Origin of the sequence: Bacillus sp. FSL R9-9497 (assembly GCF_038005805.1) — a bacterium.
Taxonomy (GTDB): domain Bacteria; phylum Bacillota; class Bacilli; order Bacillales; family Bacillaceae_G; genus Bacillus_A; species Bacillus_A cereus.
Genome location: NZ_JBBOTY010000001.1, coordinates 3719918 through 3736684, shown reverse-complemented (window position 1 = coordinate 3736684; position 16767 = coordinate 3719918). Strand labels below are relative to the sequence as shown.

The following is a 16767-nucleotide window of genomic DNA, read 5'->3' as shown; positions in this document are numbered from 1 at the left end:
TATCAAATTAGCATTCGTATAACAACGGAGTGTGCTACATGCTTTTAGACAAATCATTACATAGAGTGTTGCTGAATCCTGAAGTGTTTCAAAAAGCAACATCAGAGCAACACCTAATTTACTTAGTAAAACAATATCTCAAAATAGGATACAAGAATTATCGCTTATTACGTGTAGAGGACGGATTCGCGATATGTAAACGGGAGGATGAATAATATGGCAGTTTATAGACCAGTACACGTTTCATTTTGGCAGGATTCATTTGTTTTAGATCTTACACCGGAGGAGAAGTATTTCTACTTATATTTGATGACAAACAGTAAGACGTCTCAATCAGGAATCTATGAGCTTCCACTTCGTATCATTGAAACTGATACAGGATATAACCGTGAAACTGTTATGAAGCTATTAGAACGTTTTGCTGAGTATGGAAAAATTAATTACAACCAAAAAACAAAAGAATTGTTCTTAATCAACTAGTTGAAATTCAATCCAATTAAAAATGTAAACATTGAAAAGTGTGTTTTAAAAGAGATTCAATCTGTGAAGGACCAGGATTTTCTAGTTGATTTCTATGAAACCTGTTTGCAATTAGAAAAAGAGCAAGATTTTAAAATTCCTCGTATTAAGGAGTATTTATCAGTCCGTTTGGAGGGGCTTATTAGGATGCGTTGTAGGTTCGGTTATTACTTGTGGGCTTATTCTATTTGGGGTTTAGATCTGAAGAAAGCAAAAAAGCTGACATGCAAAAAAGAATGATAGATGAATCGGTAAAGAAAGAAATGGAGCAACTGAAAGAGATAAAGAATGATGTAAAGTGAGCTCAATAACATCCTGAATATAAACAGAGCGCCTTGGAAGAAAGACGCTCAACGACCAAGAATTGATTGAAAAGATGACCACGATTATATCGTATGTATGTTTTTAGTGTGTGTGTGCAAGTTTAAATAAAATCGTTATTTAATCGTGAAATAAAAAGAGCACTTATAGAAGTGCTCTGGGTAAAATGCCTATCCCTCTTGTTGGTAAGGGGTACAGGGTATTATATGTGATGTTTTTATGAGTGTGAAACATTTCTAATAAAAACGCTATTTTATTAGAAAACATTAAAAAAGGACCCGAAAAGGGGTATGGGTCCTTTTTAATGGAACAATAGAACTCTATGGGATTACCAATACGCTACCATAAAAGGTAATTCATTTCCATAATATAGATATTGAGAAAACTTTATATAAAAACTACATTTTACACAACAAAGCAGTTAGTTTTGTTAACTAACTACTTGTTGTACAAAAGAAAATTAGGCCCTACAAGTAAATGATATGTAACTTTAAGTTACAGCTATAGTATAAGCAGAATTAACAGTATTATGTGGAGATAATAATGATTTAAAAAACTTTCATTTTGTCACAAATAAAAGAGTAGCTAGCCCAGTCTAACTACTCGACACAAAGGTAATGATCTAGATGCATAGATATTATATGCTGAATTATTGACTTTATTCTAGAAGGAGTAAAGATGTCTTTAAGAAAAAGGAGGAGGGACGAAACAAAAGAGCAGCTAGCACAAAAGCTAACTGCTCGCCTCTCGACCAAGAGAGCAAGAGTGGAAGAATTTAAAACTACCTTTTAAATTCTTCCATAGTATCGGAAAATACTTAGAATTTTATTCGTGTAAAACATAAAAAGAGCAGCTAACAAAAGCTAACAGCCAAACCCTCGGATATGAAGGGAATAAGAAACTGTATTTATAGGATTGACGAAATATTGATTTTTATTCAGGTAATTACGTTACATGTTTGACGATATAGTCTTTTATTAATAAAAAAGCTACAAGAAGAAACATTACGTCAATCGAGAACCAAAACATATCTTTTTGAGGTTTTTTAAACTCTGATATTATGGAAAACATTAAAAATAAGGCAACGACTATTACAATACAGAGCTTAATTATATCAGACATTTATAGCACTCCTAACATTTAATCTTTTTTATTATATAGCTATTACCAATGTTGAGGAATTTAAAAAGTGTTTTATGAGAATTTAAACAAAATAATCCTTTGTTAATAAAAAGTTACTAAAATATGAAAAGATAATATCATAATCCCAATTACACATTTTGTCCTACTGGAAGAACCAGCGGACACTGAACTGCAAAGAGCATTAATGAGATTGCTCTGTAGTTTAGTGTCCGCTTTTTTATTTGAAAAATAGACAAGGAGCGTTTGTATATATGGATCAATTAACTTTCTTATCTAAAATAGATCGTGCAGCTACTCAATCAAAACTAGAACGATTACTTGAAGAAGTAAGGATTTATAAACAGTTTGGTATGGTTCGGGAAGAAATGAAAGTAACACCTTCATATGAGGTGCGATATCATGGTCCTACAAATACGGTAGTAAATCGATTAGAAGATGTAGCTTTAGAAAATTTAAAGCGTAGCGAACGCGAACAGTACCTAAAAGATATGTCATTCCGTATCAATCAGTTTTTAATTCGTTTAGGTAATGGTCGATCGGGAAAGATTCAAAGGGATATTATTAATAAGCGTTATTTAGAAGAAGATGTGTGTGATTATATGATTTATAACGAAATTGGAATGGCTGAACGCACTTATCGCCGTTGGAAGTCTAGAGCGTTTTATAATTTAGCTTTTGCTCTTAGATTAGAAGTATATGAGGCAGAAGAAAATGGAGGTAATGAATAATGAATTTTGTTCAACCAATACGTAATCCAGAGCAAATACAGCAGTTAAAAGAGTATTTTAAGGAAAAGAGCTTACGTAATTACATTCTCTTCATTATGGGTATTAATACAGGTCTTAGAATCTCAGATATTTTGAAATCGAAAGTAGGGGATGTTAAAGGCAGTCATATATCTATGCGGGAAAAGAAAACAGGGAAACAGAAACGAATACAAATTACTGCAGCACTGAAAAGAGAACTTAAATGGTTTATTATAGAAAGACAAGACAATGAGTATTTATTGCAAAGCAGACAAGGTAATAATCGTCCAATTGGTCGTAGCATGGCATATAAGATATTAAGCGGAGCAGCGGCAGAGTTCGGGTTAGATGAAATAGGAACACATACGTTAAGAAAAACATATGGGTATCACATGTACATGCAAACGAAAAACATAGCATTACTCATGGAGATATTCAATCACTCTTCAGAGAAGGTCACGTTACGTTATATAGGTGTTAACCAAGATGCAATGGATAAAGAAATGACTAGGTTTAAAATCTAATCATTGCTTATTTCTTTTTTAGTCTAGGGGTATCACAGCATTTTGGAAAAAAACTACGTTAAGAGTGTGCAAGATTTTATACAGTTCCAGTAACAAATAGGAACCCTAAAACCTCGCTAGGATAGGAATGTATAAAAAATGCATAGATCCATAGAACAAAAAAAGAAGGTTTCTTGCTACCAATAATGAGACGTTATGTTAACTAAATTTGAATATCGTATACAGACTAAAAACAGAAAAAACTTCCTGTTGTGTAGGTTGTTTTTTCTGTTTTTTTGATGATAGTTGTTAACTGATGTCTCACATTTCAAAAAAAACAACTCTTTTGTTTGCTTGTCCACACCATTTCACCTCTTTATGAATTATATAGTATTAAAGGAGGTGAAAAGAATGAATGAAGATATTATTTCAATTGGGGCAAATTGTATAGTGAGAATTAGAAACAGATTCTTTCTTCTAGTAGAAATTGAAGTGGAATTTGGAAATGTAGCCATAGAGGAATTTGTTTTTATTCGAATATCTGAGCAAGAAGCTAGAACATTGTTAGCAGGGGGTATTCAACGTTGTACTATTTCTAATTGTATTCCTAGGTCTCATGATGATTTAGAAGTAGAATTCATTTGTGTTTTAATCGTGGGTGGGGAAGCATTTGCGGTTTTTGATGTAGAAGACGATGTTGATGAAGCTGTACTTGTTCCAATTTCATTAAGAGAAGCCGAGCGTTTAATCTGTAGAGGAGCAAGACGATGTACAGTTATTAATAGATAAGAGTAAGCCTTTTGGGAGCTAAAGAGGTTTCATTTTGTGTGGCTTCTTTTAAGAGTGAGTATGTAAATATGAATATCCTCCAGAGTAATTGACTGGAGGATATTTTTGTAGACTTCTAGATGTATTAACTACCAATAATGAGACATGTATGAGATATACAATCAAACAAAATTATTTTCCATTTTTATTTTTATTTTGAAATAGATGCACAATCAAAATTCCACCAACAAATAAGATTGAAAATCCTACAACGATATATAATCTGTTTTTGGGTATTCCTAATATAATTGCAAGATAACTAAAAGAAAAAGCCCATAATGCTAAAACTATGATTTCTAACATCTTCTTTTTTATTAAAAGTTAAGCACCCAAAATCCCCTTGAAAAAGTTGTATCCGGAATATTGTAATAAAATAAAAAAAGACCCTACAAGAGGGTCTTTCATCAGCTAATATTAAGCTTTTTGAACATTAGTAGCTTGTAGGCCACGTTGTCCTTTTTCTACTTCAAACGTTACACGTTGTCCTTCGTCTAAAGATTTGAAACCGTCGATTTGGATAGCTGAGAAATGTACGAATACGTCTTCTCCACCTTCACGCTCGATGAATCCAAAACCTTTTTCTGCATTAAACCATTTTACTTTACCTTGTTCCATAATTGTTGCCTCCTAGTGTGGATACCCACACATATGTTACTACCCTTGCTCAAATACCTTAGACGAAAAACAAAATCTATTCTTAATCTCAAGTCAAACAAAAATAGGTCTTTCTTAAATTAACACACTTTCTAAAAAATAGCAAATTTCAAAAATAAGTTCTTATAGTAATTAGCTACTAATAGTTGTTGCTGGAGAAAAAGTCACTATGATAGTCATCACAGCAAGAAATTGCCAAAGGATCTCAACTATATCATTGGTTTAATTTTTTTCAAACATTCAACAACTGATAAAATTAGCTATTTTCGAGTTGAATTTTACTTTTGATAACGATAATTATGTAAATAAGCTGTCCATATGGGCAGCTTATTTTATTTTTCCGCATAGCGTAGGTTATTTTGCAAAATGCTGGTGGTATCCCTATACAGTTACTCATAATTTTCGTACTATGTAACTCAAAAGAGAAAATTAAATGAAATCAATGATACCAAGGGATTCAGCGAAGAGGTCAGTTACACACAATATAAGATATGGGTAACTTAATAGAGATAGTATTATCTTTATTGTTTTGATGATAGAATATTTAGATAAATAGAGGTGTTAGTTAATGGAAGAGAAAAAGAAATCTGATGAAGAGAAGGATACAGAGAAAGCAAGTAGTGACGAATTAGAAACTAGTGAAAAAGAGCTTGTAGAGGAAAAGAAATCTGATGAAGAAGATGGTGTAAAGAAAGCAAAAAATCAAGATTTTGATTTATCTAAAACACTTGAAGGCTCTGAATTAGCTAATGTAATAGCAGAATTACAAAAAAACGTTTATGAACAAATAAGACCAGTGCTAGAAGCAAGTCAGAAAATGTATGAACAGATACAACCAGAATTGTATGGAATGGCTGATGCAATAGCAGAATCACAAAAAAAAGCTTATGAACAAATAAGACCAGTGTTAGAAGCAAGACAAAACATGTATGAACAGATACAACCAGAATTGTATGGAATGGCTAATGCAATAGCAGAATCGCAAAAAAAAGCTTATGAACAAATAAGACCAGTGCTAGAAGCACAAAGGAAGTTGGCTGAGCAAATTCAACCAATTATAGAAGTGTATAACAATATTGATTGGGATTCTATACGTGAGGCAATAGCAGAGCAAATCAAAGAAATAGAAAGCATACTAATTGAACATGAAAAGAATTTTTGGTGCTTAGATATAGATATTATGTCTAATATATTGGATGGCGAAATAACAACTGAGGATTTAACGGAATATATAGATGCAAATCTTGAATCGTATATAGCAGAAATAGTTCAAGATCCTATATATGAACTTCATGCAACTTTAATTGAAGAAACTTATGAAGTGTATAAAGGTGGATTTTATAAATTATGCACAATGCCGCTTTTTGCAGCATTTGAGCACATTTTTACATTGTGGTACATGGGGAAAATAAAAAAGGATGAGGTATCAGTTAATCATAAACCAAACGTGAAGAGACTATATCATAAAATAAAACCTGAAAATTATAACGATGATAATGATGTAGAAAAAGAAGAATTGAATACAATTTTTGCACTATCTGTACTTAGGACGTATAAAAACACATTTGTTAGAATACCAGATGACTTATGTCGAAATCTTAATCGTAATTCAATTGCACATGGGTATCATGATTACGATTCTATTACTAAGACAGAGGTACTTAAATTGTTTCAACTACTTAAATCTGCTCTGATATTAAAGTCGTTTGACTCAAATAGAGTGGCAGAGTTGTGACCGTTTTTTGGCAGGAAATGTGCCGATTGTTTTGGAATCAGCGTGATATATTTGTATTGTGAGAAGTGGCGGAAAACACAACTCATAAAAATTCCTTTTATATTCTTTATGTTGTCTAAACGGTTTTATAATGACGGCACATAAAATCCGAAACCAGCAGATGGTACTGATTGAATGTTACTGTTATTAAGGAGAGCTTTTGCTCTTCTTCTAGTTACTTAATAATGAGCAAGTAGATTGATGTAGCGTTAGGGGATTGGAAGAAGAATAAAACTTCATGTATCGTAATTGAGTTATAAATTAATACTTATTAAAAAAGCAAACATATAGTTGCTTTTTTAGTTTGGAGAAGTAATTAAAGATGAAAATATCACTTTAATTTATAAAGCTATAGTGTGTGAGTTTCTCGTTAAGTTGAGGTTTAGTGGAGAGATGATATATTGAAATAAATAGTCATTTCTTATAATCTTAATATAGACTTATAAAGAGAGAGGGAATTTAATGATATGAGTGAATTAGAGAAGAGTAATTTCATACAAAAGGTTATTATGGGGAATGGAATAATAATATTATTGTTACTTTTAATGGGAATGATAGCTATTTTTGTTACAGGATATACGACTAATGGGAAAGTACTTATTGATCAGATTTCTTTCGCTTCTAGCCTTGCTTCGATATTATTAGCAATAATGGCTATGGTTTATGCGTTTTTTCAGGCAAAAGAATCATCACAGCAAAGTCTCCAAGTAAACAGTAGCTTAGAAAAAATTGATGGGAAAATTATTGAATTAGTGACAATTAAGGATGAAATTTCTTCATTAAGAAGTATTCTTGAAGAACAGTCAGAATGGATTAATAATTCAACTGAAGAACTAGAAAATATAGTGATAGATTTTAAAGGAACAACAGAGAAAAATCCAAAAGAAAATAAGGATGAACTTCAACGTAAAATTGAAGATATTGAAGCAAAACTGAATAAAATTCAAGAAAATAAGAAAAAAACAGAGGGACTTATTAATCCTCTTTTATTAGGAGAAAATATTCAGCTAAACGGTAACATTTCCAATGATCAAGATAAACTTCGTAATGAATCAATTAAGAGAATGCTCTATGGTCAAAATTAGAAAAAGCATCCATTCGGGTGCTTTTTCTAATTTTGAAGGAGGATGAAGGATGGATCTAACCAAATTAACTGAACGGGAACGAGTGTTTGTAATTGGTGCATTTATGATGATGGTCGGGCAGGATATTGTGAACGAATTGATAAAAAGAAAATAAAGAGTGTAATTCCAGTCTTTAGTACAATGGAAGACAACACAATGCTAAAGCAAAGAAGAGAAGCGATGATTAGTTTGCTCGATAAAACAATGGAGGAGTTCTTAGTAACGGATGAATGATGAAAGAATATAAAACCAAACAACAGAAGCGTAAGTTCTATGACAGTGGTGAGTGGAAGAGTATACGTGAGCAAGTAAAGAAGCGTGATAACTATGAGTGCCAGGAATGTAAACGAAACGGTCGATTACAAACAGACACCAATGAATACAGTGAGAGTGCAAAGCGTAAGAAGATACAGTTGGTTGTCCATCATATCAAAGAGCTTGAACATCATCCAGAACTTGCATTAGAAATAGATAACTTAGAAACAGTCTGTGTGGATTGTCATAATAAAGAACATGGCAGAGTATTTGTAAAAAAGATAAACAAATGGGAAAACGATGAAAAGTGGTAAAAATGATTCGGTAATAACACCCCCCCTTAAAATATTTCATCAAAAATTGCTCTAAGGGGCACCGGAGGAGGGGGTCGTTTTTCCAGATTTTTGAGCAGTATCGCATAGGACCCCTACCCAACATAAAAATATGATTGAATCGAGGTGATATTATGGCGGACATAGATGAACGTGAGGTGCTAGTTAACAAAGAAAAAAATCGTTTAAAAAGATTATTTAAAGACATCCCACCTAGTAAGTTGAAAGTGGTTGAGGGGTTAATTATTCAGGCAGCAAGACTACGAGTTTTATTAAATGAGATGTGGATAGATATATCTGAGAATGGTGACTATGAAATGTTCTCACAATCTGATAAAACAGAGCCGTATGAAAGAGAGCGACCTGTTGCCCGATTATATAATACCCGCGATCAATCATATCAAAGAGTCATTAAACAACTAACAGATTTATTGCCAGAAGGAAGTAATAAAAAAGAAATTAAGAAGTATTCGGCAAGTGATTTAATATGATTTCCCATAAGTATGTAAGTGAATATATAGAATTATATGAAACAGGAACAGTAGTATTAAATAAGGAACGTATCATGCTTATTCATTATTTAAAGCAAGATATATTAACCCGTAATGATTTACATTTTGATGTGGATTTAATTCATAAATGTGTAACTTTCATAGAAAAGTGGCATTTCAAATTAAATTCCTTTCAGAAATTTTTAATAGCATTTGTGTTTTTGTTTGATGAATATGAGGATGTTTATTTTGATCAACACTTCTGGATGATGGCAAGGGGTGCTGGTAAAAACGGATTGATTAGTGCGTTGACACACTTCTTTATTAGCGAATTGCACGGTATTGAGCATTACAACGTATCAGTAGTTAAACCGAAAGCATCCGTGCAATATAAAGAACACGATTTAAAAGGAAAAACTTACTACATTACGACTTATAACGTCTATATTTCTATAAAATAAAAAAAGGCCAGCTTATAGGCTGGCTCTTTTTTATGGATGATATACTCCCTGAGCGTAATGATAAACTGTTTTTTCATTTGCTTTTGAAATCGGATTAGTTTTGTTAGGACCATTGTAATAACCAAGAGTCACAATATCGTAGTAGTGTGTTGATCTTGAAGCCCAGAAAGAATAATTCCCCTTACCACTAGGCATTTCCACTGAACCTTCAAATGCGCCATTTGCTCCTACAGTACATAAAATATCTTTTTTAGCAAAATTTAGTGCGCCATCGAAGTAAATGTAAAAAGTTGTACCAGCAGGTACTGCTTGTCCATTTGCGTCATATGCATATCCTTTGAATGTTGTGTTTTTATATGCATAAACTCGATACTTTTTACCTTGCCCATAGTCGATATACTCATTGTTTCCGATGTTAGTAATTTGCACTTTGTCGACAAGTGGCGTGTTTTCAGCTGCACTTGCATTATTGCTTGGTAAAATAAAGCCAAATACTACTAATCCAATTAGCATAAGTGAAGTTAAAATTTTCTTCATAATCACATCTCCTATAATGGTTTTTACACCCTAAATTTTACAGGGGTTAAATGTAAATTACAACATTTATATATATTGTATTAATATGCAATGTTGCATATTAATAATGAGGCCACATATAAATTACACAATAGCAAAGGGATACTATGTAACGGCAAGTGAAGTCTATGCATAGACTAAATATTTCATAGAAAAGAATAGTTTTATGAACAAAATTATTATCTGGTTCTATATGTAGATAATTATATATTGATTTTCATCTTTATAAATGTTAGGGTAAATATACACCGTTTCTTATTTATCTATGAGTACTGTCTGTAGAACGAATAGAATAATTTGAAAAAGATCCCCTGATGCACTCATATGCAGAAGGGGATCTTAATTTTTATGAGATTTAAAATTTACTTTTAGATAATGCTTTAAGTACTGGCTTTACAATTAAACCTATTAAACGAAAGCCTTTAAATATAGAGCGTACAACTTTCATGAAGATGCTCCCCTTAAATTAAAGGACATATCTTATTCCTTTATTTCTTTTATTGCGTTTAGTGAATCTTCAAAGTATGCCAAACCATCCATTACAGATTGTTCATACCCTTTAACCTTTTCTTTATCCCTTTCGTCTAAGCCTGAAAACATGCCGGCTACTGCCTTTTGATATATTGTTAAGGAATCTATCAGTCCGATTTGTAAATCTGTGTACTCCTTAGGTGGGTGAAGAGATTTTATCTTGTCAGCTTGTACTTGTACTTTATCATACTGCGCTTTTAATTCGTCTTTATTTGTCAATAGTGTTTTATCTTTTTCAATTATTGGTTTCGTTGCGCGTAATTCAGATTCAAACTTATTAGCAAGTTTATACACTGTCTCTTGATACTCTTTTATAGTACTGAATCTCGTATTGTCTTCTATCTTGTCTTCCTTTTTAATTACATCTTTCTCTTTGCTTACTTCTTTTTTACTAGCTTCTTCATCTTGTATTTTCTTCTCTAACTCGTCTTTCTCTTTACTTATTTTTTCTTTACTAGCTTTTTCATCTTGTATCTTCTTTTCTAACTCGTCCTTTTCTTTATGTAGTTTATCTACTTCTTCATTTAACGATTTTATAACATCCTTATCAGATCTTGTTTCAGTTTTCTTTTCTGACTCTGCTACTTGTAAGTTATCAGTTTTCTTTTCTTTTTCTATGTCATTATTTGAACAACCTATCGCTGATAACATGATTGGAAGTGCTAAACATATTAGTTTCTTGTTTTTCATTTCTCCTACCCCTTTACTTCCTATTTTGTAGATTCCCTTTATACTCTATTGTTTACGTTTTTATACAGCTTACTTGCTTCTTTAGCGTTTCCTTGCTTTCATTACTACTTCACTTTCTAATTCCATCATTTCAAATGTATCACCGTTAAAGGATAATACCTTGAATTCCGCATATGGTGGTAAGTCTATACCTTCTTTCTCTGAGCCATGCTCTATAAACTTCTTATACTTGAAGGTAATTTCTTTCTTAATCCCGTCATACTTCCATTCACCTATCATATGAGTTTGATTACGCTCTTCCTTGTTTTCACTCTCATACATGAGGAAAGAACCATCTTTCTTTAAGTCAAAACCTAGATTAAATTCACCATTTCGATATGTACCCCAATCAGCTACTAACTCTTTACCGTTTGCAGAGATATTAACAGTCCCTTCATCAGAGTCTTTCTTTTCTTTCTGTTTCTTATCCATTGCTTTCTGTTTTGCCCCAGGATAATCTACTTCAAAATCTTCGAATAAGGTTTCCAACAAACGAGGTCCGTAGTTTACATCATTCATACCTTTTTCTAGTACTTCTTTTAGTCTTACAGTACCAATTCTACCGTCGCCGAACTTTCTAATATCTTCTTCTACTCTATTTAATCCTTCTCTACTCTTTGTTACAGCTTCTTTAATGAGGTACTCCTGCTGCTCTTCATACTTTTTCGGTGCATTCATGCTTTCTAAATCATCCAATACAAGTCTCGTATCCGTAATGGCATCTATTGTAGGCTTTGTAATTGATTCACCATCTTCCATCATTGATTTAGCTTTTGCTTTTATACTATCTATTTCTTGTTGTAAGTCTAAACGTAACTCAAATGCACGATTGACATATTCTTTTTCGGATAGTTTATTTGTACTCTTTTCTTTCTTATCTATATTATCTGTAGGAAAACCTTCTGTATCGTCTTTATCAGAGGATTGTTTGTCTGTATCTGTTTTCGTTTCTTTACTGTATGAGTCTAATTGTATGTCCTTTTTCGGTGTAGACTTCTTTTTCGTTTCTTCTTGCTTAGCCGTAATAGTTGCTAATGCACCTCTTAGTTGTTTTTCAATCTCTTCATCACTATAATGCATTTTTTTCATATCTTCTATCATTTTATCTGCTTTAAACTCTTTGTCTACCTGTTTAAACTCTGATTGAGTAAGTCCGTATGTTTCTGTTGTACAAGCAGATAATAAAATGATAGGTAAAGCTAATGTTATAAGTCTTTTTACTTTCATCTTTGCACACTCCTTGTCGTGTTACTTTTTCATAAAGTTTTACCCTTTGTTTTTATGTGCTATTTCACCTATTACATCTATATAAGAATCAATTGCTTCCCCTAGAAGATATGACCCTCTCAAGGAATCACTGGTTGTTTTATCATCTATGTTTGATAATAGTAACTCTATACCTTCTCTTCTCGTTTTCATTGATTGAAGTACTTTCTCATGAATATCTTTGTAATCATCACTAGGCTCTAAGTCTTCGAATTTAAGAGTTACTTTCTTTAAATCGTTAAGTGCAATCTTGTAATTATCATCACCAACTGCATCATATACAGCACTCGTAGCTTCGTTTAATTCATTACCTAGGTCAAATAAGGAATTCGTATATGTAAAGGACTTATCATTTAAAGTCTTATGTCTTGATGACTCCGTAGAAGTCTCCGATACAGTTTCTTGTGAAGCTGACTCTTTCGGATGGTCTTTTGATATCCCACAACCTACCCCTAATAACATAAGTGGGAGTGCTAAAAATACCAATTTCATTGCTTTCATTTTAGTGTATTCTCCTTGTGATATTATTTGTTTCTCTAGTGAGGGCTCTCTTCATTACTTAAGCCAACTCATGTAAGGTGTCTACTTTTGATAATGTCGATTCAACACCTTTACGCATAGTCTCCATTTTATGGATTACTATTACCTAAAGCGATAACCGCAGAAATATATTCTTCATTTAATCCTTTTCGAATTATAGCCATACATGTCCCAGACTCATCACCTAAGAATGCTGTTTCAGGAACGCTATTTTTCAATATTTCACTAGTGAATGTAATGATTTCTCTTTCTGGATCTTGAGTATCTGTATAACGCTCTTTTTCTATAGCATCGACTGGAAGTATATTTTTCACTTCTGTCATGACATCGGATAATGAATGGCTTTGTTTTCCTGATTGGGAAAATTGAAGGGTGATATTATTTGCTCTACCTTCTAAAAACATTGCTAAAATATAATCGTTTGCAAATCTAGCGATTGAAGCGGACCCTTTATTTGAACCGTATTCTTTTACAAAGTTTTCTTCTGTATCACCTAGACCAGCTTTAACAGAAATTTTATTTGATTGTGTCGCTGGTAATTGTTTGTCTTTATCTGGTATAGATTCTTTCTTTTCTTTTTGTTGTTTCTCTTTTTCTGCAGCTTCGGCTTTTTCTTTAGCTTCTTTTTCAGCTTTCTGGTGTGCTTCATCCTGTTTGCGTTTTTCTTCAGCTGCCTTTTTCTCTTCTTTAGCTTGTTTAGCTTTTTCTTGTTCTTCTTTTTCCTGTGCTTTTTTCTCTTGCTCGTTAGCTTTCTTCTCTTTTTCCTTTTCAACTTTTTCTTTTTCTTGGTTTTCTTTTAATACTTTTTCTTCAGCTCTTTTTTTATCAATTGCAACTCGTTCTTCTGGAGTTATCGACTTGCTAGCAAACAAACTTGCTAAAATAAACGAAATGAATAATACCGGCAAGAAAATTAATATAACTCGACCTCTTGTTTTTGTGTTGCCAAAACGAACGACCTTTCCTGGTTTGATTAGACCTATAATTAGTGCAATTACCGATAGTATTGACGCTAATAAAAACAAAAACATTAATGCAGTAAACAAATAAAAACCTCCTTATATATGTAAATCAAAATATAATTATAACAGGAATAAATGGTTGAGTTACATAATTATTGTAAAAAATCTAATTTATACTTTCTTAAGCTCACATAAACCCACATTCAAAAAACTTGTCCATCAAGCTATTTGCAATCCCTTTGGATGAGTTATTGTATTAATGAAGAGCATGATAGACATGTATGGAAATGAAAATAAATTTACAGTCTGCGAAATGGATATATAATAGAAGAAAAAAGAAATATTTATATTGTCATCACCCTGTTGGCGTCAACCTCATGCGCCTAATGGCAACAAAAAACATCTACTTCGTCCCATTCGGCCAAGATGCACCAGAGAAAAAACCGAACTCAATGGTAGCTCGCATGGAGCTGCTGGAAGATACAGTGTTAGAAGCGCTGCAAGGGAAGCAATTGCAACCGGTGGTCGTAGAAAAATTCAGATATATGAATTAAAAAACGAAAAAAAACGGACAATTTTTGATGAAACCATCATTCTTACTGTAGAATATGATAAAATTAACGTTATTAAGATCAGAAGGGGTATTGTATACTCCTTCTGATTCTAAGTTATAGAAGGATTGGTATCTAGAAAGGGGCATAGTGATGGAAAAGCAAAAAACTTTTCATGTCGCTGTAGTTGGAGCAACCGGCGCAGTTGGTGAACAAATGTTAAATACTTTAGAGAAACGAGAATTTCCAATCGGGAAATTAACGTTACTTTCATCTAAACGATCTGCAGGTAAGAAACTTGTATTTAAAGGCGAAGAATTTACAGTTCAAGAGGCAACTCCTGAAAGCTTTGAAGGAGTAGATATCGCACTATTTAGTGCTGGTGGATCTGTATCGAAACAATTAGCGCCAGAAGCAGCAAAACGCGGTGCGATTGTTGTTGATAATACAAGTGCATTCCGTATGGCAGAAAACGTGCCACTTGTTGTACCTGAAGTAAATGAAAACGACTTAAAAGAACATAATGGTATTATTGCAAATCCAAACTGTTCTACAATTCAAATGGTAGTAGCTCTTGAGCCAGTTCGTCAGCAATATGGTTTAAAACGAGTAATCGTTTCCACATATCAAGCTGTATCAGGTGCTGGTGCGGCAGCTATTGAAGAACTGCATGAACAATCACAAGCAATCTTAAATGGCGAAGAAGTTAAGGCAAATGTTCTTCCTGTATCAGGTGATAAGAAGCATTTCCCAATTGCTTTTAATGCGATTCCACAGATTGATAAATTCCAAGATAATGGATTTACGTTTGAAGAAATGAAAATGATTAACGAAACGAAAAAAATTATGCATATGCCTGAATTAGAAGTAGCGGCAACATGTGTACGTTTACCAGTTGTATCAGGACACTCTGAGTCTGTTTACATCGAAGTAGAAAAAGAAGGCGTAACAGTAGCAGAATTAAAGAGCTTACTTGCAAATGCGGAAGGTATTGTTCTGCAAGATAATCCAGAAGAGCAGTTATATCCAATGCCAGCTACTGCAGTAGGTAAAAACGAAGTATTCGTTGGAAGAATCCGTAAAGATTTAAATAACGATAAAGGATTCCATCTTTGGGTCGTATCTGATAACTTATTAAAAGGCGCTGCATGGAATTCTGTTCAAATTGCAGAGCGCTTAGTAAAATTACAATTAGTGTAAACGGCTAAGAGAAGGTGCAAAATATGAAAATAATTGTTCAAAAATTTGGTGGCACATCAGTACGTGATGACAATGGACGTAAGCATGCGCTTCATCATATAAAAAAATCATTAGCTGCTGGTTATAAAGTAGTTACTGTCGTATCTGCTATGGGCCGTAAAGGTGAACCATATGCAACGGATACGTTATTAAGTCTTGTAAATCAAGAGGAATCTACTATTTCTAAACGTGAGCAAGATTTATTATTATCATGCGGAGAGTTAATCTCTGCAATTGTTTTCTCTAATATGTTGAATGAGAACGGTATAAAAGCAGCAGCATTAAATGGTGCACAAGCTGGTTTTGTAACGAATGATGACTTTACGAATGCAAAGATTATTGAAATGAATTGCGATCGTATACATGAAGAGTTAGAAAATGTAGATGTAATCGTCGTTACAGGATTTCAAGGGCAAACGAAAAAAGGTGATACGACAACACTTGGACGCGGAGGTAGTGATACTTCAGCTTCAGCATTAGGTGTTGCACTTCATGCTGAATACATCGATATATTCACTGATGTAGAAGGTGTTATGACTGCAGATCCTCGTATTGTAAAAGATGCACGTCATCTTCAAACTGTAACGTATAACGAAATTTGTAACATGGCTTATCAAGGTGCGAAAGTCGTTCATCCACGTGCAGTTGAAATTGCGATGCATGCAAAAGTGCCACTTCGTGTACGTTCTACGTATTCTGATAGTGAAGGCACGCTTATTTCAGCATATGACGGTGCTACAAGAGGGCGTGATGTAGAAGAACGTCCTGTTACGGGCATTGCTCACGTATCAAACGTAACGCAAATTAAAGTGCTTGCAAAAGAAACGGCATATGATTTGCAACAACATGTGTTTAAAGAGATGGCGAACGAAGGAATAAGTGTTGATTTAATTAATATTTCACCTACTGGCGTAGCATATACGGTGAGTGATAATGTATCAAGTCATGCAGTTAAATTATTACAAAACCTTGGATATGAGCCAATTGTGACAGAACATTGTGCGAAAGTATCTATCGTTGGAGCTGGAATGGCAGGCATCCCAGGGGTTACTGCAAAAATCGTTACAGCTTTAGCGGAAAAAGGTATTCAAATCCTGCAATCGGCAGATAGTCATACAACAATTTGGGTTCTTGTAAAAGAAACTGATTTAGTGGAGGCTGTAAATGCATTACATAGTGCGTTTGAGCTTTCAAAAGAAAAGCAACTGGAACAATAAGGAGT

At 33.3% G+C, this 16767-nt stretch carries 16 protein-coding genes and 4 pseudogenes; 14 read left to right on the top strand and 6 right to left on the bottom strand.

Features of this window, described 5'->3' with window-relative positions; all coding sequences use genetic code 11:
* The first annotated feature begins 38 nt into the window (after nt 1-38).
* From MKY21_RS19120 to MKY21_RS19100, 5 genes and pseudogenes are all read left to right on the top strand, one after another.
* Entirely contained in the window at nt 39-215 is a 177-nt protein-coding gene (locus MKY21_RS19120; RefSeq protein WP_170964273.1) for a hypothetical protein, read from the top strand.
* A gap of 1 nt (nt 216) precedes the next feature.
* Nucleotides 217-666, top strand: a pseudogene (locus MKY21_RS19115) (DnaD domain-containing protein); the annotation flags it as partial.
* 1568 nt (nt 667-2234) lie between these two features.
* Nucleotides 2235-2711 (top strand): ArpU family phage packaging/lysis transcriptional regulator, encoded by a 477-nt coding sequence (locus tag MKY21_RS19110; protein WP_086391718.1) that lies wholly within the window; start codon nt 2235-2237, stop codon nt 2709-2711.
* A complete protein-coding gene (locus MKY21_RS19105) occupies nt 2711-3253 on the top strand; it encodes a site-specific integrase (protein ID WP_016118532.1) in 543 nt (180 codons plus the stop codon). The genes MKY21_RS19110 and MKY21_RS19105 overlap by 1 nt, the downstream gene beginning before the upstream one ends.
* Before the next feature lie 390 nt (nt 3254-3643).
* Nucleotides 3644-4021: a hypothetical protein gene (locus tag MKY21_RS19100; RefSeq protein WP_001001282.1), complete on the top strand. Its 378-nt coding sequence runs from the start codon at nt 3644-3646 to the stop codon at nt 4019-4021.
* A gap of 453 nt (nt 4022-4474) precedes the next feature.
* Here MKY21_RS19100 and MKY21_RS19095 read toward each other — a convergent pair whose 3' ends face one another.
* The gene (locus tag MKY21_RS19095) at nt 4475-4675 is read right to left on the bottom strand and encodes a cold-shock protein (protein WP_016118531.1); all 201 of its coding nucleotides are present in this window, start codon (nt 4673-4675) and stop codon (nt 4475-4477) included.
* Between the two features lie 607 nt (nt 4676-5282).
* Here MKY21_RS19095 and MKY21_RS19090 point away from each other — a divergent pair.
* The 6 genes and pseudogenes from MKY21_RS19090 to MKY21_RS19065 form a co-directional block, all read left to right on the top strand.
* Nucleotides 5283-6449, top strand: a complete 1167-nt coding sequence (locus MKY21_RS19090; RefSeq protein WP_326049555.1) for a hypothetical protein — start codon at nt 5283-5285, stop codon at nt 6447-6449.
* Between the two features lie 506 nt (nt 6450-6955).
* On the top strand, nt 6956-7573 hold the full coding sequence (locus MKY21_RS19085; protein ID WP_016118529.1) for a hypothetical protein: 618 nt from the start codon (nt 6956-6958) through the stop codon (nt 7571-7573).
* A gap of 49 nt (nt 7574-7622) precedes the next feature.
* Nucleotides 7623-7846, top strand: a pseudogene (locus MKY21_RS19080) (hypothetical protein).
* On the top strand, nt 7846-8181 hold the full coding sequence (locus tag MKY21_RS19075) for an HNH endonuclease (protein ID WP_016118528.1): 336 nt from the start codon (nt 7846-7848) through the stop codon (nt 8179-8181). The pseudogene MKY21_RS19080 and the gene MKY21_RS19075 overlap by 1 nt, the downstream one beginning before the upstream one ends.
* A 152-nt stretch (nt 8182-8333) precedes the next feature.
* On the top strand, nt 8334-8690 hold the full coding sequence (locus MKY21_RS19070; RefSeq protein WP_000763335.1) for a hypothetical protein: 357 nt from the start codon (nt 8334-8336) through the stop codon (nt 8688-8690).
* Nucleotides 8687-9058: pseudogene (locus MKY21_RS19065) on the top strand (terminase large subunit); the annotation flags it as partial. The gene MKY21_RS19070 and the pseudogene MKY21_RS19065, both read left to right, overlap by 4 nt.
* 123 nt (nt 9059-9181) lie before the next feature.
* Here MKY21_RS19065 and MKY21_RS19060 read toward each other — a convergent pair.
* The 5 genes from MKY21_RS19060 to MKY21_RS19040 all read right to left on the bottom strand — a co-directional run bounded on the left by MKY21_RS19060 (nt 9182) and on the right by MKY21_RS19040 (nt 13839).
* Nucleotides 9182-9688, bottom strand: a complete 507-nt coding sequence (locus MKY21_RS19060; RefSeq protein WP_016118526.1) for a hypothetical protein — start codon at nt 9686-9688, stop codon at nt 9182-9184.
* A 519-nt stretch (nt 9689-10207) separates the two neighbouring features.
* Nucleotides 10208-10948, bottom strand: coding sequence for a DUF7018 domain-containing (lipo)protein (locus tag MKY21_RS19055; RefSeq protein WP_137074088.1), 741 nt, complete (start codon nt 10946-10948; stop codon nt 10208-10210).
* Between the two features lie 81 nt (nt 10949-11029).
* Nucleotides 11030-12214, bottom strand: coding sequence for a DUF3994 domain-containing protein (locus MKY21_RS19050; RefSeq protein ID WP_086392602.1), 1185 nt, complete (start codon nt 12212-12214; stop codon nt 11030-11032).
* Nucleotides 12215-12253: 39 nt separating this feature from the next.
* Nucleotides 12254-12754 (bottom strand): DUF6376 family protein, encoded by a 501-nt coding sequence (locus MKY21_RS19045; RefSeq protein WP_086392603.1) that lies wholly within the window; start codon nt 12752-12754, stop codon nt 12254-12256.
* Between the two features lie 128 nt (nt 12755-12882).
* On the bottom strand, nt 12883-13839 hold the full coding sequence (locus tag MKY21_RS19040) for a hypothetical protein (protein WP_241675127.1): 957 nt from the start codon (nt 13837-13839) through the stop codon (nt 12883-12885).
* Nucleotides 13840-14120: 281 nt separating this feature from the next.
* Here MKY21_RS19040 and spoVFB point away from each other — a divergent pair.
* The 3 genes and pseudogenes from spoVFB to dapG form a co-directional block, all read left to right on the top strand.
* Nucleotides 14121-14309 (top strand): annotated as a pseudogene (spoVFB, locus tag MKY21_RS19035) (dipicolinate synthase subunit B); the annotation flags it as partial.
* A 150-nt stretch (nt 14310-14459) separates the two neighbouring features.
* Nucleotides 14460-15506: an aspartate-semialdehyde dehydrogenase gene (gene asd / locus MKY21_RS19030; RefSeq protein ID WP_086392605.1), complete on the top strand. Its 1047-nt coding sequence runs from the start codon at nt 14460-14462 to the stop codon at nt 15504-15506.
* 23 nt (nt 15507-15529) lie between these two features.
* On the top strand, nt 15530-16762 hold the full coding sequence (gene dapG, locus MKY21_RS19025) for an aspartate kinase (RefSeq protein WP_086392606.1): 1233 nt from the start codon (nt 15530-15532) through the stop codon (nt 16760-16762).
* Nucleotides 16763-16767 lie beyond the last annotated feature (5 nt).